Origin of the sequence: Chamaesiphon sp. OTE_75_metabat_556, assembly GCF_031378165.1 — a bacterium.
Lineage (GTDB): Bacteria > Cyanobacteriota > Cyanobacteriia > Cyanobacteriales > Chamaesiphonaceae > Chamaesiphon.
Genome location: NZ_JANNDR010000028.1, coordinates 1 through 22042, shown reverse-complemented (window position 1 = coordinate 22042; position 22042 = coordinate 1). Strand labels below are relative to the sequence as shown.

The 22042-nt window shown below is 42.1% G+C and carries 15 protein-coding genes, 1 tRNA gene and 2 pseudogenes; 10 read left to right on the top strand and 8 right to left on the bottom strand.

The window, feature by feature from the left end; all coding sequences use genetic code 11:
* Positions 1-2 precede the first annotated feature (2 nt).
* The 4 genes from asnB to RMO27_RS01330 all read left to right on the top strand — a co-directional run bounded on the left by asnB (position 3) and on the right by RMO27_RS01330 (position 5860).
* On the top strand, positions 3-1928 hold the full coding sequence (gene asnB, locus RMO27_RS01345; protein ID WP_309728357.1) for an asparagine synthase (glutamine-hydrolyzing): 1926 nt from the start codon (positions 3-5) through the stop codon (positions 1926-1928).
* Positions 1909-3318, top strand: coding sequence for a hypothetical protein (locus tag RMO27_RS01340; RefSeq protein ID WP_309728355.1), 1410 nt, complete (start codon positions 1909-1911; stop codon positions 3316-3318). The genes asnB and RMO27_RS01340 overlap by 20 nt, the downstream gene beginning before the upstream one ends.
* 156 nt (positions 3319-3474) lie before the next feature.
* Positions 3475-4584 carry a glycosyltransferase family 4 protein gene (locus RMO27_RS01335; protein WP_309728353.1) on the top strand — a complete coding sequence of 370 codons (1110 nt, stop codon included), beginning with the start codon at positions 3475-3477 and terminating at the stop codon, positions 4582-4584.
* 49 nt (positions 4585-4633) lie between these two features.
* A complete protein-coding gene (locus tag RMO27_RS01330; protein ID WP_309728351.1) occupies positions 4634-5860 on the top strand; it encodes a glycosyltransferase family 4 protein in 1227 nt (408 codons plus the stop codon).
* Positions 5861-6048: 188 nt separating this feature from the next.
* Here RMO27_RS01330 and RMO27_RS01325 read toward each other — a convergent pair whose 3' ends face one another.
* Together RMO27_RS01325 and RMO27_RS01320 are read right to left on the bottom strand one after the other, a co-directional pair.
* Positions 6049-6780 carry a response regulator transcription factor gene (locus tag RMO27_RS01325; protein ID WP_309728349.1) on the bottom strand — a complete coding sequence of 244 codons (732 nt, stop codon included), beginning with the start codon at positions 6778-6780 and terminating at the stop codon, positions 6049-6051.
* Positions 6781-7159: 379 nt separating this feature from the next.
* Positions 7160-7471: pseudogene (locus tag RMO27_RS01320) on the bottom strand (alcohol dehydrogenase catalytic domain-containing protein); the annotation flags it as partial.
* A 787-nt stretch (positions 7472-8258) separates the two neighbouring features.
* Here RMO27_RS01320 and RMO27_RS01315 point away from each other — a divergent pair.
* Complete coding sequence (locus RMO27_RS01315; RefSeq protein WP_309728344.1) at positions 8259-8669, top strand: hypothetical protein; 411 nt, start codon at positions 8259-8261, stop codon at positions 8667-8669.
* A gap of 515 nt (positions 8670-9184) precedes the next feature.
* On the opposite strand, the gene RMO27_RS01310 is transcribed toward RMO27_RS01315, so the two are convergent.
* A tRNA-Leu gene (locus RMO27_RS01310) sits at positions 9185-9266 on the bottom strand.
* Between the two features lie 272 nt (positions 9267-9538).
* On the opposite strand from RMO27_RS01310, the gene RMO27_RS01305 reads away from it, so the two are divergent.
* Positions 9539-11146, top strand: coding sequence for an ABC transporter substrate-binding protein (locus tag RMO27_RS01305; protein ID WP_309728342.1), 1608 nt, complete (start codon positions 9539-9541; stop codon positions 11144-11146).
* Between the two features lie 336 nt (positions 11147-11482).
* The gene (locus RMO27_RS01300) at positions 11483-12508 is read left to right on the top strand and encodes an ABC transporter permease (RefSeq protein WP_309728340.1); all 1026 of its coding nucleotides are present in this window, start codon (positions 11483-11485) and stop codon (positions 12506-12508) included.
* Between the two features lie 363 nt (positions 12509-12871).
* Here RMO27_RS01300 and RMO27_RS01295 read toward each other — a convergent pair whose 3' ends face one another.
* Positions 12872-13354 (bottom strand): tetratricopeptide repeat protein, encoded by a 483-nt coding sequence (locus RMO27_RS01295; protein ID WP_309728338.1) that lies wholly within the window; start codon positions 13352-13354, stop codon positions 12872-12874.
* Between the two features lie 94 nt (positions 13355-13448).
* On the opposite strand from RMO27_RS01295, the pseudogene RMO27_RS01290 reads away from it, so the two are divergent.
* A pseudogene (locus tag RMO27_RS01290) lies at positions 13449-13733 on the top strand (Uma2 family endonuclease); the annotation flags it as partial.
* Positions 13734-13858: 125 nt separating this feature from the next.
* Here RMO27_RS01290 and RMO27_RS01285 read toward each other — a convergent pair.
* Positions 13859-14341: a universal stress protein gene (locus RMO27_RS01285; RefSeq protein ID WP_309728333.1), complete on the bottom strand. Its 483-nt coding sequence runs from the start codon at positions 14339-14341 to the stop codon at positions 13859-13861.
* A gap of 175 nt (positions 14342-14516) precedes the next feature.
* Entirely contained in the window at positions 14517-15437 is a 921-nt protein-coding gene (locus RMO27_RS01280) for a TetR family transcriptional regulator (RefSeq protein ID WP_309728329.1), read from the bottom strand.
* 37 nt (positions 15438-15474) lie between these two features.
* Here RMO27_RS01280 and RMO27_RS01275 point away from each other — a divergent pair, with 37 nt between their 5' ends.
* Both RMO27_RS01275 and RMO27_RS01270 read left to right on the top strand, forming a co-directional pair.
* Positions 15475-16869, top strand: coding sequence for a cytochrome P450 (locus RMO27_RS01275; RefSeq protein WP_309728327.1), 1395 nt, complete (start codon positions 15475-15477; stop codon positions 16867-16869).
* A gap of 584 nt (positions 16870-17453) precedes the next feature.
* On the top strand, positions 17454-17822 hold the full coding sequence (locus RMO27_RS01270; protein ID WP_309728324.1) for a transposase: 369 nt from the start codon (positions 17454-17456) through the stop codon (positions 17820-17822).
* Positions 17823-17905: 83 nt separating this feature from the next.
* On the opposite strand, the gene RMO27_RS01265 is transcribed toward RMO27_RS01270, so the two are convergent.
* Both RMO27_RS01265 and RMO27_RS01260 read right to left on the bottom strand, forming a co-directional pair.
* Complete coding sequence (locus RMO27_RS01265) at positions 17906-19705, bottom strand: ATP-binding cassette domain-containing protein (RefSeq protein ID WP_309728321.1); 1800 nt, start codon at positions 19703-19705, stop codon at positions 17906-17908.
* Between the two features lies 1 nt (position 19706).
* On the bottom strand, positions 19707-22042 hold a 2336-nt coding region (locus tag RMO27_RS01260), incomplete at its 5' end, for an amino acid adenylation domain-containing protein (protein ID WP_309728318.1).

Below are 22042 nucleotides of genomic sequence, written 5' to 3'. Positions count from 1 at the left end.
TTATGTGTGGTCTAGCAGGTATTTTTCACTTCGATCGATCCAATATCAATCCGCAACTATTGAAAAAGTTCAGCGAGGTTTTAGCTAATCGGGGTCCAGACGATCGGGGATTTCTTGGATGGTCGGGAACATCCTCAGTTCAGCTTTCCCGTCACCCTGATGAATTATCAAACTGTTGGCTGGGAATGGTTCACCGTCGGCTGTCGATTTTAGATCTCAGCCCCAGTGGTTGGCAGCCAATGGCTACACTGGATGGGCGTTATGCGATTGTGTTTAATGGGGAAATCTACAATTACCTAGAATTGCAAGCAGAACTCAAGGCACTAGGTTACATCTTTTCTTCCCACTCTGATACAGAAGTCTTACTTCATGCTTACGCGCAGTGGGGGATTCAATCTCTAAATCGCCTAGTAGGGATGTTTGCTGTTGCCATTCTAGATACGCACAAGCGTTCTATCTTCCTAACTAGAGATTGTTTTGGGATCAAGCCTCTCTACTATACTCATTGGCATAACGGATTTGCCTTTGCTTCTGAAATCAAAGCCCTGCTAAAAATCCCCAATCTTAATCGTCAGGTAAATTCCCAAAGACTTTATGATTACCTGCGCTTTAGCATCACAGATTATGGTGAAGATACCTTATTTGCCAATATTCACCAAGTTCCTGCCGCTCACTATCTGGAAGTTTCTTTAGACTACCCAACTGAATTTCAGCCAGTTCGCTATTGGCAAATAGATCGAGATCGTCGCTTAGAGGTTTCCTTTGAAGCAGCAGCACAACAGTTGCAGGAACTCTTCCTCAATAATATCCGCCTCCACCTCCGGAGCGATGTACCCGTCGGAGCCGCCCTTTCGGGAGGGATTGATTCATCCAGTATTGTGATGGCAATGCGCTACTTAGAGCCAGACTTGCAACTGCATACTTTCAGCTATATCGCCAAAAGTCCCAAGATCAACGAAGAGGGATGGGTAGATATTGTATCTCAAAAAGCTAACTCAATCTCACACAAAATCCAAGCCACGCCAGAGCAGTTAGTCGCAGACTTAGATCGCCTGATTTATCTTCAGGATCAGCCCTTTGGTAGCACATCTATTTATGCACAACATCAAGTATTTAAATTGGCTCGTGAAGCAGGAATTAAAGTCATGCTAGACGGACAAGGTGCTGATGAAATCTTAGGTGGGTACCGTCATCATTTAGGTCCAAGGCTAGCTTCCTCGATCCGCCAACGTAAGTGGGCAGAAGCAACTAAATTTTTATATAATGCATCCAAACTCCCCGATTTCGGTGCGCTACAACTAATGTTAGTAGGCGGTGGGTTACTACTACCTGAAGATATCGCCGATACAGCTAGGAATTTAGTTGGTAAGAGCTTTGCACCATCTTGGCTAAATGATACTTGGTTTATCGAACGCGGGGCAAAACTGCGTTTTTCCTTACCAATACATAGTCAAGAGATGTTGAAAGAGAAACTTCATCAAAGTCTAGAAACGGGGCTGCTTTCACTGTTACGTTATGAAGATCGCAATTCGATGGTTGCTTCCATTGAAAGTCGGGTTCCCTTCTTAACCCCTAATTTAGTTGAGTTTTTATTTTCATTACCAGAAGAGTATATTATCGCCGCTGATGGCACTAGTAAAGCTATTTTTCGACAGGCAATGCGGGGTATCGTACCAGACTTAATTTTAGACCGCCAAGATAAAATTGGTTTCGCTACCCCGGAACTTAACTGGTTGACCAGCTTACGTCCTTGGGTCGAAGAAGTGCTAAATAGCGAAATTGCCGCCCATATTCCTGCATTAAAAATAGATATCGTAAATAAAGAATGGCAGGACATACTTGCAGGACATAAACAATTTGATGCTCGGGTGTGGCGATGGATCAACTTAATTAAGTGGAGCGACCAATATGCAGTTGAGTTTGAATAGAGTGTGTGTACTTTTATTTACAGCAGTAATATTTACATTTCTAGGACTGATTCTACCTGCATATCTTTATTTCGGAACAAAAAGTTTATCGATAATTAGAAGTATTGCCTATGCAGTTTGCTGTGTTTGTACTCTCTGGGTCTTGTTAAACTCTATTTTATCAAGAAGAAGTAAATTAAGTTTGTTTTGCTATTTATTTTTATTTTTTATATTGTGGGTTTTAGTTTCATTAATAATTGCTAAAATTTATAACATAGAGGGGGTTGATAGTGATATTACTAGTACAAGTTACTGGTTGTTTGCATTAGCTCTGGGTATAAACCTAAATGAAATATCTAAATACAAATTTTTCCGATTTTTAACGTACTTATTTTGGTATTTAATTAGCTTCTTTGTAATTTCTAGTTTAGATCCTGTCACTTTACAAGCAGTTTATGGAATAGAAGATCCTCTATTTACTGGTGCTTATCAGAGAATAGGTGATACATTTGCAGTTGTGTCAATCTTATTAATAGTTCAGCAATTAAAATCGATCGTTCTTTTATCTCAAAAATTAAATACAACATTAGCTCGGGCAAAAAAAATAGCCGTAAAAGATATTCAACAACAGTTGGTCATAAAAAATGTTCAGCAACAGCGTAATGGGCACTTATCTATAGGTGCAATTTGTTGGATGCTAATGACATGGCTAGCTAGCAATATTATTCTGTTTTTAAATTCTTCGCGAGCGTCATTCTATAGTTTTCTAGCTTTAACACTCTATCTAATCTATGTATTCTATATCTCTTATATATCAAATAAATATGTCAAACGAAATATCTTAAAATTATTAATACTTGTATTGGGTACAGGATTGATAACTTATATGTATTTATTGTCATTTCATGGTGAATTAATATCCACCTTAACTTGGGACAGTTTGCTAACAAACAGGAATTTTGAGCTATTAACGAATGATAATTCAAGTTCTTTAGAAGGCAGGGATGAATTCTTCGTAGAAGGATTCCAAGACATAGCAAATAATCCTGTTTTCGGTAGTTATATCCGGAGAGTTGTCGATCGAGGCCCCGGTACTTACATGCACAATTTCATGGAAATACTTCAAGATTTTGGGATCCCAGCTTTTGCGAGTCTTCTGGGTCTAATATTATACTGCATTGGTTATTTGTTAAGATCGTATAGACAGCACCAACAAGATTATGAAACAACAATATTTAACGGCTTATTAATTTATTCTATTGTCCAATTACTATTTTTCAGAGACCCTTTAGGATTTTATGCAATCTACATTAATTTTGGAATAGTTGTCCGGAGACAGCTATATCCAGAAATATTGGATAATCGCGCTCATCATCGTTACAGCCCGGATAGAATCAGTGGATTTTTATGAAATATTAATAATGGATCGTCATCTGGAAAATTTAGTATAAATCGATGATGATTGACACACGATTAGAGCCAAATATGGATTTTCATCTATTAACTCCATACATGAAATTTTAAAAACTCTACTTAGATTAACAATCAGACAAACAAATTTAGACTTATGTTAAGTTATAAGATTTGCCATCTAACTTCAGCTCATCGATATGACGATCACCGCATTTATTTCAAAGAATGTTTTTCTTTGGCTCAGGCAAACTATGAAACACACTTAGTTGCCCAGAATGCACCAAATGAAATAAGAAGGGGAATTCATCTCCATAGTGTTCCTCATATTAGTAATAATCGCTTATTACGCATGACAAAAACTGTTTGGAATGTTTATCAAAATGCTGTCGAAGTTGATGCCGAGCTTTATCATTTTCACGATCCAGAACTGATCCCAATTGGATTACTGTTAAAAATGAGGGGCAAAAAAGTTATTTATGATGTTCATGAAGATCTACCGAGAACCATAGTTAATAAGAATCACATTCCTCAAAATCTGAGAAATATAATATCAGTAGCAAGTAAGTTATTAGAAGATTTTGCAAGTAAATATTTTGATGCCATAGTGACAGCTACTCCAATGATTGCATCACGTTTTACTAGATTAGGTTGTCTGGCAATCGATATTAAAAATTACCCGAATCTGACAGATTTAGAATTTCCCGATCTCAATTGGGGACAAAAAGAGCAGGCTGTCTGTTATTTAGGAAGTATTGGGGAGCAGCGTGGTATTTTTGAAACGATCGCGGCGATCGAACAAACAGATGCTAATTTATTACTGGCTGGTAACTTTGCATATCCAGACGATCGGGATAAAGCGATGACAATGCCGGGATGGGACAAAGTACGATACTTAGGATATTTAAATAGACAAGAGGTGGCTCAAGTGTTAGCTAAATCGATGGCAGGATTGGTAGTTTTACATCCACTCATAAATTATTTAGATGCGCTCCCAGTTAAAATGTTCGAGTATATGTTCGCTGGTATTCCGATCGTTGCCTCTGATTTTCCATTGTGGAAACAAATCATTGAAGAGCATCAATGCGGTATTTGTGTTAATCCTCTAGACCCCAACGCTATTGCCGCAGCAATTCAATGGATTATTGATAATCCCGAACTAGCAAGACAAATGGGAGAAAATGGTCGCCGGGCTATTGAAGAAAAATACAATTGGAATTATGAAAATACAAAATTACTGGAGTTATATAGTAAGTTGCTACACTAGCAATCGATCGGATAATTTTCAACCAATTATTTACAACAAATAAAAATAGATGAATATACTATTAATCAATCATTACGCTCATCCTCTAGGAAACGGTACTGTATATCGACCATTTTACTTTGCCAAAGAATGGATTAGATTGGGACATTCCGTGACTATTGTGTGTGCTTCTTTTTCTCATCTCTGTTATAATCAATCTCAAATTAGTCAAGATTTTAAAGAAGAGAACTTAGAAGGAATTAGACACATTTGCTTAAAGACTCCTGAGTATCAAGGAAATGGAGCTGGGCGAGCAATTAATATTTTTACCTTTGTTGCTAAATTATTTCGTTATAGTCACAAATTAATCAAAGATTTCAAACCAGATGTTGTCATTAACTCTTCTGTCTATCCTTTAGATACTTATCCAGCTCAGTACATTGCCAAGAGAGCAAAAGCAAAGCTTATTTTTGAAGTTCACGATTTATGGCCGCTTAGCCCGATTGAACTGAGTGGGATGTCACCATCTCATCCTTTTATTGTGCTGATGCAGTTAGCAGAAAACTCTGCTTATCGTCACGCCGATCGAGTTGTATCCTTATTACCCAAAGCCAAAGATCACATGCAGGAACATGGGATGGAGTCAGATAAATTCGAGTGGATTCCCAATGGTATTAATACCGACGAATGGAGCAAAAATCAAACGTCTTTACCTGAATCCCATCAATCTGTTCTAGATAAACTCAAACAATCTGGTGATTTGCTTGTGGGCTATGCTGGCGAACACGGTCTTGCCAATTCTCTAGTTACTGTCTTAGAAACTGCTATCTTATTAAGAGATAAACCAGTTACTTTTGTATTAGTAGGAAAAGGCAATCAAAAATCTACATTGCAAGAGCGCACTAATAAATTAGGTTTAAAAAACATTATTTTTCTAGATCGAATTCCTAAAAGTAGTATCCCGTCACTATTGAGTCAAATGGATGCGTTATTAATCGTTTGGCGGAAACTACCGATTTATCGGTTTGGTATCTGTCCTAATAAGCTGATGGATTACATGATGGCAGGTAAACCAATTCTTCATGGGATCTCTGCGGGTAACGATCTGGTAGCAGAAAATGGATGTGGGATATCTATCCCTGCCGAAGATCCCCCAGCTTTAGCTAAAGCAATTGAAACACTCATGGCACTATCTGCATCACAGCGGGAGGATATGGGGAGAAAAGCTCAAGAATATGTGATGAATCACCATAATTATCAAGTCTTAGCCCAAAAATTTTTAGAGGTAATGGGTTAAGTATTTGGCTATACCCCTAGTTCGACAAGTGCGCACGATAGCAATCCTATTTGATTTTCGCATTTTTGAGTTAATCAAATAGGATTGCTATAGTATTGTAGGTCGCTACAAATAGGGGTCTAAAGTTAACCAATTTCTCTAACTCGTACATAAACGTTCACCCAACAAAAGAGGTTTGTTGCGAAAGTCTAACCCCTTGCCACTGCTGCTTTTTGCTCGTCTTGAGTCTGTGGCTGACTGTAACGGTGCTCGAAGGCATAGCGGACTAACTGCGATCGATTTTTTAATTTAAGCTTGGCGAAGATATTCGTTAAGTGAGTTTGTACCGTGTGGAAACTGATAAACAACCGCTTGCTGATTTGCCTGTTGGTTAAGCCTTGAATTACTTCCCAGAAGACTCGCGCTTCGGCTGGAGTCAATGGTAGTTCTGCTTGCGGTTCGGCATCTTTAGCTTGGATTGTAACTTCCGCAGCATTTTCCTGATATTTGCCACCCGATTCGCTATCTTCGGGAACTTGTTGCATCAGCCGCACTATCTCCGAATGAATGCGCCGCGAGCGTTCGAGCAGAGTCTCGATCTTGGCCAGTAGTTCTAATGACTCGAAGGGTTTCGTGATGTAGTCATCCGCACCGGCATAATAACATTGAATCCGATCTTCGAGATCGTTTCTGGCGGTCAAAAAGATGAATGGCACTAATTGTCCGAGTCTGGTGGTACGGAGCCGACGGCAAAATTCTAACCCATCCATTCCTGGCATCATAACATTTGATATGACCAGATCTGGTGGATCTTGAGCGAACAGCTTCAACCCTTGGACTCCAGAAGTTACCACCTGTAACGAATAATTGTGCTTTTTGAGATAACGCGTCAGTAATATCTGGAGAGTTTTATCACCACCTAATAATAAGATTTTTTTCATGATTGAATCCTTGAGGTAACAATGACTTGTCCGAGCTAGAGAGTAATAACAAACGAGAAATGATATGATATAATTTGGAAATAAAGAATTTATTCATACTTTTCCAAACATCTAGAACTTGGTAGAAACCCCCAAATTGTTATACATAGTTAATCGGCGATCGATCTCAACTTATGGGGATAGCTACAGGATAAATCTAAAAATCTGCAAAATGGCATTCTACTCGTTACTCTGAGCTAGTTTCTAAAGAATGAGAAATTCGCTATTTTAAAACTAAAATTCAAGGCTCTGAACATAAAACCATAGCCTTTTGCTAAAAATTTCAAATAAGCTGACAGCTATTTAAGCCCAATAACATAACTGTTGTAAATTGCGTGGACTAGGATGGGACGATCCAATTGCTACTTAGTTCGTATCGATCGCGCTCTGCTAATCGAACTCGATCGCTCCGGTGAATTTGCTGATGATATAGCGCGATCGCCTCTGCATAGCCCAGTGCGTACTCCGCATAGGCTCCCGAAAGCTGCATATCGGCAATACTATCCACAGCCTGTCCTGGGTGTAGCGTCGTCACCCCACTACCCACTGCTGCCACCACGCCAGTAATATCCTGACCGATAATTACGAGCAACGGAAGATCGAACATTTGCGGGAAGTAGCCCTCGCGAATCTTCCAGTCGATCGGGTTGACTCTTGTTTCTTGGAATTTCCATGAGCGGCTTCAGCATCCATGCGATCGCAAATTGCCATTAGGGTTGCTGCTGGTGAGGTTGTCGATTACAGTACTCATGGTGTTTTAGCTAATTTACTAATTTTACAAAATCTGTCGTTATCGTCATCATCCGAGAAAAAATTATGCTATTAAGTTGCCATCCGATCTCGGAGTATTTGACTGTAAAAACTTCGATGCCAGATGGCAACTAAAATAACTATTTGATAAATTTGTAATACAAACTTATGAACTTTCATCCTAAGCTAAAGTTGTGAGGATCTCGTGAAGAAAGTATTTTAGATCGACTAATATTGAAAATATTTATCTATCTATCGATCGGGTGATGGGCAACAATCCGGCTGGAGCCAAACCAACTAGATACTAGTACAAACAAACGATATTCACTCAGGATCTGGAAATAGAAAACAATCTATCATGAATTGCTAAACAGTTAGGATTTACCAACGATTTCCAACCTCGTCCATTTGAAAGTCATGTTGTCGAGCGGCTGTTCGGTAGTCTCAACACACAACTATTTTCTGCCCTGCCAGGATGTACACAGGGAAGTTCGCGATCGCGGAATACCGCAGAAGCTAGCCTGACATTGCCAGAATTAGAAAAATTAGTGGTTCGATATTTTGTCGATTGGCACAACTATCAATTAGAGTCAAGGGTGGGCGATCGAACTAGGTTTATCGATCGGATCCCAGCCAGCCACCAAAAGCGAACTCAATGGCAGCTACAAGGCAAACTATCGTGGTTGCGAATGCTACGTACCGATCAGGAATCGATCGCCGACTGCGGACAAGATTTAGAACAAATTAAAACTAAATCACAAGCATTATTACTGCAATATCAATCTTCAGAAGACTCCACCGAATCCAGGCAAAATCTCCGCAGAAGTTTATACCAAGCTAATGCTCCTATCGATAATGCTGAAGCCTCAAGATGGCAGTCCCAATTATTGGAAAGACCAGATTTAGTCCCATTTCCCATCATTTTGGAAAGCAATATGGATTTAATGTGGTTTAGTACCGAAGTTAGTCACAATGCGGGGAAAACCCGATATTACTGGATCGATCTAATCACTCAAAAGATCCTCGCCTATCGCAATACCAAACAATTATTCGGTGATAACTATCGGCTAATCAACCGCCAACGGAATCTTCAACACTAGATTAGCTAACGCTTCTGATTAATATCGATCGACCGATCGGTTTAATTTAGATCTAGCACGAGCGGTCTGAGTGACTAGGTTCGCGATCGACATGCCTCAAATCCTTTTGGAGCAAACTCAATCTACAACCTCGGGCGCAATCATTCCTCCTCGTGATGAGTGGTTGAAAGATATCGCTGAGGTCGTAGAGGATGTCATCGGATGTCGCAACTATTCTTCGTGATGAGTGCAACGCATTAGAGCAACCGAGTTTTCATTTGAAGCAAATAGGCATAAATACTCCAAATCAGCTTAAATCTAAGAATTAGTTGAAAGAAGTCCTTTTATCTGCAATCAAAATTTTAGACACAAAATAGCCATAAGAGAAAAGATTGCTTCTCTTATGGCTAAATTTGCAAAAATGTCGATAATGCGATCCCAGTGACACTAAGTTAGTCAATTTGACACTAACGTGTGAACAGTGACAAATAATTAGTTAATGTACATCATTGATCGAGATCGAAAAATATTTAGAATGCGGATAAAAGGACTTGAACCTTCACTTCTTGCGAAACCAGAACCTAAATCTGGCGCGTCTACCAATTCCGCCATATCCGCAGGCAACGTTTCTAACCATAGCATGGATAACACCTAAAATCAAATATCTGCGCTCTGGCTTCGCGATCGTCAGCAGCACGCACCCATCGATGCATGAAAAGTTGCCAAATCGTTATATATTAAGTAACCTACCTTCAGGTAATTCAGATCCGAATCGATCGGTACCAGTCTTCAATCCAGATCCGCTGGAATAGCGGTTGTATTGAGGATCGGATCGCCTCGCTCCCCCGACGGATCGGATATCAAAATTATAATGACGATCGCTTACATCTATGAATAGGTGGCCACATCTCGGTTTAGTCTCCATCGCGTTGCTATTGGTAACGGGTTGCTCTGGGAGTAATAATTTGCCAAATTCGATCGCCAGTAGCGACGAGGGCAGAATCACCGTCGGGACGACGCAAAAACCGCGTACCCTCGATCCGGCGGATGCTTATGAATTGAGATCGATCGCCTTGATTCGGAATTTGAGCGATCGCTTGTACACTTACGATCCGGGCAGCACCGAACTCAAACCCCAGTTAGCCACCGCTTTACCGACAGTTAGTGCGGATGGTTTGACATATACGATGCCGATCCGGCAGGGGGTGGTTTTTCACGATGGCACCCCGTTTAATGCTGCGGCGATGGCTTTCTCGCTCCAGCGATTCATTCAGAATAAAGGTAAACCCTCATCATTATTATCCGATCGGATCGCTACAGTGACCGCTACTGGGACTTACGAACTGACAATTAAGCTCAAAAAACCGTTCAGTGCCCTGGCTTCTGTCCTAGCCTTTCCAGGTACCTGTGCCGTATCGCCCAAAGCTTATAAAATCGGCAAAAATGTTTTTGAAGCTAATACCTTCGTCGGCACAGGGCCTTACAAACTCACAGAATATGGTACAGATCGTGTCAAGCTAACGGCATTCGATCGCTATTGGGGTGCCAAACCACTCAATCGGGGCGTTAACCTCCAAATTTTTAACAACAACTCCGCCAACCTCTACAACTCCTTCCGCACAGGTGCTGTCGATGTCGCCTTCCAAGCCCTCGAACCAGATCAAGTCAAGAGCCTGGATGAAGGAGCCAAAGCGGGTAAATGGCAATCGATCGAGATCGATGGTAGCGTCACTAGTTACCTAATCCTGAATGTCCTCCAAAAGCCCCTCGATAATCCCCTCGTCCGCCAAGCACTGGCCGCCCTAGTCGATCGACCCACCATCAACGAGAGGGTCTTATACGGCCAGGGCAACCCCTTATACAGCATCCTCCCTAGCACCTTTAGTGTCTCCCAACCTGGTTTTAAAGCTGCCTATGGAGACGGCAATATCCCCAAAGTCCAACAACTGCTCACCCAAGCCGGATTTTCGCCCCAGCACCCCGCCAAAATCCAAATCTGGTATCCCTCCGGCTCGACCCCCCGCCGCCTGACTGCGGGCTTCCTGCGTGCCTATGCGAAGCAAAAATTGGGCGGGATGCTAGAGATCGAACCCAACACGATCGAGTCAGCTTCCTTCTTTAAATACGCCAGTAAAAATATCTATCCAGCCACCCTCCAAGATTGGTATCCCGACTTCCTCGATCCCGACAACTTCGTCCAACCCTTCCTCGAATGCCCCAAAGGTTCGGCAGCTAGAGGCTGTGAAGAGGGCAGCAGTCAATCCCAAGGCTCCTTCTACTATAGTGATCGGATGAATCAACTGATCGCCGCCCAAGGCAAAGAAGCCGACCCCGCCAAACGCAAACAAATCTACGCCGACATCCAAACCCAAATCCAACAAGATGTCCCCTTAATTCCCCTCTGGCAAACCAAAGATTTTGTCTTCGCCAAAAAAGGTATGAGCGGCATCAAGATCGATCCGTTGCAGAATTTGTTGTATTCGCAGATGAAGAAGTAGTGAATAGTGGATAGTGGATAGTGGATAGTGGATAGTGGATAGTGAATAGTGAATAGTGAATAGTGAATAGTGAATAGTGAATAGTGAATAGTGAATAGTGAATAGTGAATAGTGAATAGTGAATAGTGGATAGTGGATAGTGGATAGTGGATAGTGAATAGTGGATAGTGGATAGTGGATAGATAAAAGCAATGTTTTTAGTTAGTTACTCGCGCGGATAAATTCTATTTAGATGTCAAAAAAATCTTAACTATCGACTAATTATAATTATTAATGAACTGTCTTTATTAGTTATTACTCACTATCCACTATCCACTATTCACTATTCACTAAATCATGTCTAGATCCAAAACCCTCCAATACTACCTAGCCGCGCGATTGCTCCTAGCTCCCTTGATGTTATGGACGATCGTAACGCTCGTGTTTTTCTTGCTCAAAGCGACACCTGGCGATCCAGCGGATGCGTTCTTGGGCAATCGGGCATCTGAAGAAGTTAAGGCCGAGTTGCGCCAACAGTTAGGACTCGATCGACCAGTTTATGTCCAGTATTTTAGTTACTTATTCAATCTGTTGCGTGGAGATTTTGGTAAATCGATTACGAGTTCTGGTAAAGAAGTTTTGGATGTAATTAGAGAAAACTTTCCCGCTACTCTAGAACTGGCGATCGGGAGTATGTTAATCGCTTTTATCGTTGGCGTAACTGTCGGGACGATCTCGGCATCGCGTCCAGGGACAGTGTCCGAAGCTAGTGGCAGATTATTTGGCATCATTAGTTATTCCCTGCCGATTTTTTGGGTCGGGATGTTATTGCAATTAGTATTTGCCGTGCAATTACATATTTTCCCCCTCGGTGGCAGATTTCCAGCCAATTTAACGCCGCCAGCTAAGATTACCGGACTATACTCGATCGATAGTTTATTGCACTTCGATCTGGGCAGCTTTTTTGTCTCACTCCATCATCTGGCTTTACCCTGCTTGACGCTAGGTATATTACTCAGCGGGATTTTTGAACGGATCGTGCGGGTCAATCTCAAGCAAAGTATGAAAGCTGAATATGTCGAAGCTGCTAGAGCTAGAGGTATTTCTGAAAATAAGATTTTGATCTCTCATTCGCTCAAAAATGCGATGATTCCAGTGATTACCGTTTTGGGTTTGACTACCGCTTCTTTGCTCGGTGGTGCGGTGCTGACGGAAGTTACATTTTCATGGCCGGGATTGGCAAGTCAATTGTATGAAGCTATTTCCAATCGGGATTATCCTACTGTTCAGGGAATTATGGTGTTTTTTGCCGCGATCGTTGTGATTGCTAGTATCCTCATCGATTTGATTAATGCCTGGATCGATCCGCGCATTAAATACTAACTTCTTAAATGCAACGCAAACAAAAGAATTTGCGAATGCGCGCTCTTCCCGAATCCCTACGGATAACCGCAAAAAGCAGGGTCTAACATCAAAATATCGATTAAACGAACTAACCGATTGGGCAGTTCTCTTCAGAGAACTTGAGCTATTAGCCCGAACTTCTAGTTCAGGGCGGTGTTGAGCGGAGCAAACCAATTTTCCACGTTAATTGACGATCGATCGAGTCCTCCAACAACTGTAATCAGGTGGCAATCTCTCGATCGATAATAGGATAAATAGTCTCGATCGATAAATTAATTCAGCCAAGACACCGAGATTTGGATCGTGAGAATGCCATCGGCAGATTCGATCGTCAATTTCAGGTTAGTCCCCCAATCTGCTCGACTGAGATTGCCGATGTTCCTGAAGTAGATCGGTATGAGCCTGGATCAGATTATGTTGTATAACTTCCCAATTATAGGGATCATTTTCGCGGGTGAGTACTTCTAGAGCTAAATAATAACAGCGGATCGCCTCTTCCAAATTAGCCGCTTTCTCGCCTCTAATTCTATTTTGATAAGTAACGCCCTGATTAATTTGTGCAATTGCCCAATATACGGGATCAGCCTCACGGGTGAGTACTTCTAGAGCTAAATAATAACAGCGGATAGCCTCCTCCAAATTAGCCGCTTTCTCACCTCTAATTCGCTCACTATAAGCAACACCCAAATTAATTTGTGCCCTTGCCCACTCTGCGGGATCGGCCTCACGAGTAAATACTTTCAGAGCCAAATGATCGCAGCGGATCGCTTTCTCCAAATTAGCCGCTTTTTCACCTCTAATTCGCTTACTATAAGCAATACCCAAATTAAGAGGAGATCACCCAGCTTTATATTACAGAGTAATTTAATGGTTTATTGGCTAAATGTACAAATTTGGCGCGTTGGGCACTTTTAGCCATGATGGCAAAGTTGCGGATGTATTTGCACTCGCGCCCGACTGGACGATCGAAATCCTCTCCCCCGAACAAAGCCAAACTAAAGTCGTTCGCAACATCCTGCACTGTCTGAGGAATGGTACCCAGATGGGATGGTTAATCGACCCAGCCGAAGAACTGATCTTTGTCTATTTAGCCGACCGGACGATCTCTATCTATGAAGAGAAACCCGATTTGTTACCCGTGCCTGAATTCGCTAGCTCGTTGCAATTGACTGTCGATCGACTATTTAGTTGGTTAGAAGATTAGGACTAGATCGCCGAGTTTTAAATGTTCATAGCACTAATAATACTCACGAGTTTCGCTAAATATCTGCAAAATATTTCAATTATTAAACCGGATTTAGTTTAGGTAAATCCGGTTTAATCCTAATCCTAAGTTGCTAAAGCTGGCAACTGAATGACCATCACCGAACAAGGTGCATGGTGGACAACATAGTTACTAGTACTACCGAGAAAGATTTCACTCAACATCGATTTCTGATTTCGTCCCATGACAATCGTCTCCGCCGACCAATTTTTCGCGAGTTCGCAAATCATCTTGCCGGAGTCGCCAAAGTTTTGGGAGACTTCAACTTTGACCCCGCGTTCTTTAGCTTGCGCTGCATAAGTTTGGAGCCGTTCGATGCCTTGCGTTTCATACTCCTTCCACTCTTTGGCGTATTGTTCGAGTGCGATATCATTGACGATCGGAAACATCCCACCAACTAAGGGGCTAAATCCATTTGGGGTCGAGGGATTGATGACATGTAACAGTAGCATCTGGGCACCGAATTTTTCAGCCAATATCAATCCAGCATCTACAACTGCTTGTGTTTCAGTGGAGTCACCAATTGCGAGTAAGATTTTTTGCAACATCGAGATCGTGCTCCATTAGTAACTAATACTAATTCTATCTCGATCGTCTCGAATAACTGTAGCGATTTTAATACTAGTAAATAACTTGTTGCAATTATTAACTGCTCACAACTTACTCACACGATCGATCTAAAATCAGACCATAATTAGCAGATTCGTTGACATCCTGCGATCGTCAAATATCTCCAGATTTCACCCAGTTAATTACAGTGTTGCAATCTACCCCAGTCTGACGTTCGATTTCTCGAAAGCCGATTCCTTGGGCGTGGAGAGCGAGACACTTTTGTCTAATTTCTAGAGGATAGCCTCTGTGGGCGTATCGATCGAGAAATTGCCGCCCACATCCTCTGCAAATATAGCGTTGCTTACCTTGTTGGCGACCGTTTTTCGCCACTCGATCGCTCTGACAGTCGGGACATGTCATCAATTGATTAGACATCTGAAGTAAATGGTCGCCGATGTACGGATTGAGATAGCCATAGAGGACATCTTTGATTTCGGCGTAGATCTCCTGCCGATATTTTTCATCGGTTTTGAGCACATTTGGAGCCAAACCCTGCACGATCTTGTGGGCAACTTCTGAGAGTAATTCACTTTTGGCTATGCTCAAATTTGGATTGCGTTGTCGATAAAAATTGGCATGTCGCTTGAATGAGATCGACTGGAGATTGGGAAGATCCGCCATCATGCTATCTAGACTCCCGATCGGCTCTAAATAATACTGCACAACGATACAGCGAGGAATCGGCTGCTCGAAATAGATGGCATGGGCATCGATATAGTCACTAATACCTCGATCGAGTGGGAAGTTAAGATCCTGAGCAAAAAAATTCGCTTCGATGGTTTCTGTCAGCCGCAGATGCTCGGCAAATAAAGCATTGAAAATAGCTAATTTATCTGGGAAAAATTGGTAAATCGAACCGACGGCAGTACTGGCTCGATCGGCGATTTGTTGGATTGTCGCTGCTGCAAATCCCGCCTCGGCAAAAACTTCCGCAGCGGCGATGAGAATCTTCTCTACGCGCTGCTTCCCACGTTGTTGCTGCGGTTGACGGCGGAGAGTTTTCTCGCTTGACAAAGATGAGGACTTACTCATAAACTAATTATGTCACAATTTGGAATAAATTGTTGTTATGACCGATAAACTCAAGTCCGCTGACATGATGCCTGGTAGCTTTGGATTGCCACTAATCGGGCAGACAATTGGCATCCTCGCTCAACAAGAGCTATTTTATTGGCAACAGTACCAACAGTACGGCAAAATTTTCAAAATATCACTACCAGAGGCGATCGGTTTTGGCAAATGTGCTTGTCTGATTGGGCCAGAGGCGAATCAATTTGTGTTAAAAGATGGAGCCGATAAGTTATCATCGCGATTGGGCAATCGATCGCTAGAACCGATCCTTAGTAAAGATATGATGTTGTTGCAAGATGGCGCGGAGCATCGCGCCAGTCGCAAGCTGATCTTGCCGATATTTCACCATCAGGCGATTGCTGCTTACTTTGACACGATGCAAGCAGTTGTGACTGAAACAGTTGCAGATTGGGGTAAACAGGGTACGATTAACCTAGAAAAAGAAATGCGAAAACTGACACTCTCGATCGCTGTCAGGACTTTTCTAGGCAGTACCAAGACGGCAGAAATCGATCGAGTATCGCAATGGTATGTCACTCTAGTAAATAGTCTCAATGGGATGATTAAGTGGGATTATCCCCTCACTTTTTATGGACGCGGACAAGCAGCGCGGCGAAAAATTGCTGAGTATATTCGGCAGATTATCAAAGATAGAATCGATCTTGGCGATTTAGAGCGTTCCAAAGATGTCATCGGCTTTTTGATGAGTATCGTCGATGAAGATGGTAATAAGTTTACCGAAACCCAAATTATCAATCAAGCAATTGGCTTCCTCTTCGCCGCCCATGAAACCACCTCTAGCCTGATGAGTTGGTTGATGTTTGAACTGGGCAATCGTCCCGAATGGCGGCAGAAATTACGCGAAGAACAGCAACAAGTAGCGGGTGACGAACCGTTAAAACTGCAACATCTCCGCCAACTCCCTCAACTGAGTAATGTCCTCAAAGAAGGCGAACGCCTCTATCCACCAGTTCACGCAATCAGTCGTGCTGTTCTCGAAGATATTGAATATGCGGGATATAATATTCCGGCTGGTTGGTATATTGTGATTTTTCCGAGCATGACTCATCGAATGCCAGAAATCTATAAAGAACCAGATGCATTCGATCCTGACAGATTTGCGCCCCCGCGTGAGGAAGACAAGAAATATCCTTATTCCTTGATTGGTTTTGGTGGTGGTGCTCATAGCTGCATCGGTGTAGAATTTGCCAATATGGAGATGAAGATTATTCTCTCGACTTTGTTGCAAAATTATGACTGGACGGTGACTCCTACCACGGCTGAGATTGCCCCAGTCCGCAAACCCTTTAGTATGCAGAAACAGCTAAAAGCAATATTCATGCCGCTAAATCCCCTCCTCGGAGGGGTGCCCGTAGGGCTGCTGGTCGGGTGACCCGCCCAGTGGGGTGGGTAGATCTGCGATACACACAAATCACCCATCAACTTGGATCGATCGACTAATTCTGATTAATAGTAGTAAGCTGGATCGATCGAAATTAGTACTAGCGGAGATGGTGAACCCACCCCGCCCTACGGGCACCCCTCCTGGGAGGGGATTTTTGGAGAGAGGGCTTAGATCTAGGCTGTTGACTCTGTACCCTTTAGCCCATCAGGGTTCATGCAGAAAATGTGTTGGTCGCTTTGGTTGGAAAACGGCTGTAACAGCCGTTTTCCAACTAGGCTAAAATAGCCCAACGCGCCAAAAAGGTCAAAGTACATTTCAAACTATTGCTATGTCAGGCTTTCAGCGATTTAACTGAATGACTACCGATCGTGCAAAATCTTATCCCATATCTTTAGTTTATGCACTCCCAGAAAATCTAGAGAAACCAAACTTCATCGAGGAGATCACCCAGCTTTATATTACAGAGTAATTTAATGGTTTATTGGCTAAATGTACAAATTTGGCGCGTTGGGCACTTTTAGCCAGTAAGCGATCCTCAAGCCTCCCCGTGAACTAAACGTCGTGTTGCCTATTTGATTTTGAAGCGGGTGGAAAATCGAGATGATAAAGACAGGCAACTCCTCGCTCAGATCGGATTGAAACACTCAAACCTGGCGTTAACAGTCGAGCTGGCCGATGAGTTTTTACAACTCTTGAGAGAGCAGCAAGCAGATGCTTTCGATCGTTGGTTGATGAAGGCTCTTAAAAGTTCGCTCAAACCCTTTGTACAGTTTGCCGAGGGCCTGTTTGAGGACTACGCTGCGGTTAGAGCAAGTATGTTGACAACCGTGAGCAATGGCCTGGTTGAAGGTTTGAATAATCGCTTAAAAATGTTGAAGCGACAGATGTATGGACGTGCCGGAATAGAGTTACTCACCAAACGTTTTATTCTGAGTCTGTAGCTGGTCTTGTTCTATCGATCGATCGCCCACTTTCACCAAAAGCTCGGCAGAACCCAAAACACTTGACATTTAACAGTCCCTGATTAGTCTAAATTCCAGTCTCCAACTTCTCGTGTTTTTTGCCGTCGATAATCTGCGATAGTCACCAGTTGCCAACTGGAATCTGGGGCAAGTTCCAGCACCCATTGATGATAATTAAATAAACTTTCCCGATGTCCAACACTGATAAATGTTGTGTGGGTATCTTGTAACTGTTGATATAAATGACCTTCGTTTGTTAAATCTAAAGCACTGGTTGCTTCATCTAAGATCGTGAACCGAGGATGAGTAAGTAATAACCGTGCAAATGCTAGGCGTTGTTGTTCTCCCAGCGATAAGATGTTCTCCCACGGAACTTCCGTATCAAAGCCCTCGACTCGATCGAGTAAATTTCCCAGGTTGACTTGATGCAGAATTTCTGTGAGTTCTGCGTCGCTTATTTGACGATTTGTACTAGGATAAAGTAACTGTTGGCGCAAAGTTCCTAAGATAATATAAGGACGTTGTGGCAAAAATAAAACTTCTTCTAAAGGCGGTCGGACTAAACGACCAGTCCCCGCATTCCACAAACCCGCGATCGATCTGAGCAGAGAACTTTTACCGCGACCACTCGGTCCGACAATTAGTAAACCTTCCCCAGGTTGTACCGTAAGTGATAAGTTTTCAACGATTGTCTGCTCATAATTAGGTGTTTGCAAGGTGACATCTTCAAACGCTAACCGATTTTCTTCGATCGTTTTAATGGTACTACCATTTTCGGGCTTGTTAGTAACTGCTGCTAACGCGTCCGAAAACTCAATTAAACGTTCGGCATAACTAGAAAATCGTCCAGAAGTTCCAAGTTCATTGATTAATTCAGCCAGAGCATTGGCAAATAGATTGCAAGCTAAACTGGCTTGACCAACTTGGCCAAAATCAATCTCATCGTTAATCTGCAAAGGTCCGAGTACTATAAATGGAAATATTTGGATGATAGCCTGATAGCCTCTACTAAAGATATCCTTATTTCGCTCCCAATCAATTTTACGGTTTGCACTTTTGAGGAGGTTGCTAAATCTGCGTTGAATGATATTTAATTCTTGGTTTTCTCCCCGAAAAAAAGCGATTGATTCGGCATGATTGCGAACATGCGTCAGTCCGTAACTATAGTCAGCTTTACATTCAAGTTCCTCTTGAGTAATATTATTCAGCTCTTGAGTCAAGTAAACAGCAATTACATTACCAATGATCGTATAAACAATCAAACAAGTTGCAACAAATTGGGAAATTGACCAAACAATTATTAAAAAAATTATCATTTCCAGCCCTTTTTCTAAGAAAGTGGCCGAAAAACTGAGCGCACTTCTGGGAATGGGTTCGATTTCTTGGGCGAGACGTTGATCTGGGTTCTCAATATCAGATTTGAAGTTGATTTGATAATAAGCTCGATCGCTAAAATATTGAGCTAAAATCCGATTGTTTAGCCATTCATACCAATCAAGCGCAATTTTTTTTCTGACAAATTTAGAAAGTCCGACTAAGATGGTGACACAGACAAGGGCAGCACCATAAATCAATAAGTTATCAAAGAATTTATCAAAATCTTTCTCTTCAACGATCGCATCAACTAAGTAGCGACTAATGAAGCTATTAAAAGCCGTTACACCCACAAGCGCGACGATCAGCAAGATTAGGAGCAGCAGCATTCCCCATGTCTGAATCACGTCTGAGAATGCTCTGATCCCTGGCTGAGTTGGATACCAATAAGGTCCGGCGATCTCTTTAACATCTTCCCAAAATTGAGTAAAAGCTGATTCAGCAGAATTATATTTCAATGGTCGATCGTGGGGCGTTGGGGATTGCATATTATAAAAATAACGATTGTAATTGTGTTGCTAATAGTTTGACATTGGGTTCATACAGCATTTGACCGTGGTTTCCAGATACAGGAATTACTTTGACAGGCTTTTGAGTATAGGTTTGCCATCCCCAATCGGGTAGATCGTAGTCAGAAATAGCTTGGAGTTCTTGCAAAACAATTTGATGAACTGATTGAGCGCGAAATAAAACAATCGGGGCAGAAATTGCCTGAGTAGGCTGATAATTTGCGTAATTAAGCGTCAGCACTTTCATAACTTGCATATTAGTTTTAAGTAAGGAAATAGTTGAATGTTCCGGTAGGACATTAAATCGATATAGATAGTCTGCGACTAAATCCCACCTGGCTTGGTCATTGTTTTGAGCAACTAAATTATCGTATTCCAAACCTAAAGAGATCTCCTTTAAAGCTTCAATTCGTTGAATCAATTGCCAAATCCAATCCAGCTCTGCTCTTTGAGTAAAATACTCAGGGCGAGTAACCAATCCTGCATCCAAGATTGCCAATAAAATCACCGTTTTACCAAGCTGTTCTAGTTGGTGAGCCATTTCAAAAGCAACAGCACAACCGGAAGAATATCCGGCGAGAATATAGGAACCTTTTGGTTGTTGCTGGCATAATAGATCGATCGATCGACTGGCATGGACGGCTACTGATTCAGGAAGTGACATAGAGCCATCTCTACCTGGAGTTTCCAATCCATATACTGGATGTTTATTGCCTAAATTGAGTGCCAAATCTCGAAAATAGAAGCTGTGTCCATTTGCACCAGGCAGCAAAAATATCGGGGTGCTTGTGCCTTGAGATTGGAGTGAAAGTAGATCGGGATGGGACTGTCGAACCTCGATATTTTCAAGTTGTTCTGCCAGTTGGGCAATGGTAGGATGCTGAAATAAACTGCTCAAAGCAAGTTTTTGCTCAAAAACCTGTTGCAGACGATCGAGTAATTTTATCGCTAATAAAGAATGTCCACCCAAGTCGAAAAAGTTATCGTGAATTCCAATTTGTTGGCGTTCGAGGACATCAGACCAAACTTGTGCTAATTTTTGTTCTAATTCCTTACGTGGAGGTGTATACAAGTCATCAATCGCACTAGTTGGAGCAGGTAAAGCTTTGCGATCGATTTTGCTATTGGCAGTTAAAGGCAGCCGATCCAATCTGACGATCTGAGCGGGAATCATATAATCGGGTAGACGAGATTTAAGATGATTTTTTAATTGGGTAGATAAACCATCAGGAATTCCGGTTACATAGGCAATTAAACTTTGGTTACGCTCAGTTTTAGATAAAATCACCACAGCTTCCTTAACCAATGGATGTTGTAATAAGAGTGATTCAATTTCACCAAGTTCAATTCTAAAACCCCGTAATTTAACTTGCTCGTCAATGCGACCCAAATACTCAAGATTGCCATCAGAGTTCCATTTTGCCAGGTCGCCAGTCCGATAAATTCGCTCAGGTTTACTAAATAACTCAACTTCAATAAATTTTGCGGCGGTTAAATCGGGACGATGGAGATAACCTCTGGCTAAACCCACACCAGCGATACATAATTCCCCTGGGATTCCTGGCGGTAATGGTCGATCGTGAGCATCTAAAATATAGATGCGAATATTTGGAAAAGGTTTACCGATTGATGTTTTTTTGCCATCGGGTTGGCAAATGCTACTGGTTACACAAATTGTCGATTCTGTTGGCCCATAACCATTAAAGAAGCGTCGGCCAGGTGCCCATTGTGCCACTAATTCGGCTGGGCAAGCTTCACCACCAACGATGATGGTTTGCAGATCGGGTAAGGTCGCTGGTGGTAATACAGACAAGACTGACGGGGGGATAATAATGTGCGAAATCTGGTGTTCAGTTAAGAAATCAACTAACACTTGACTCGGTAACAAAGTTTCTGATTTAGCAAGATATAAACAAGCTCCCGCCGCTAGAGTCTGGGCAATTTCACCCATAGACATATCAAAACTAAAAGAAGCAAGTTGCAGGAAACGGCTATGGGGTTGAGCTTGAAAAGTTTGCGCTGAGGCTAAAGCATAATTGGTCAATCCGCGATGTTCGATCGTCACCCCTTTGGGTTGTCCCGTCGAACCAGAGGTATAAATCACATAAGCTAAACGATCGGGCGTACTTTGGGGACTGGGATTAGTTGTTAATTCGTTAGCAAAATCTGTGCGATCGAAACAAATTACCTGACAGGAATTTTCTAGTTGAGTTAGAGCTAATTTTTCAGTCAAACAACTTTGGGTTAATAACACCGAAGTGCCACTATCTTGTAAAATCCATTGAATCCGATCTTGAGGATAATTGGGATCGATCG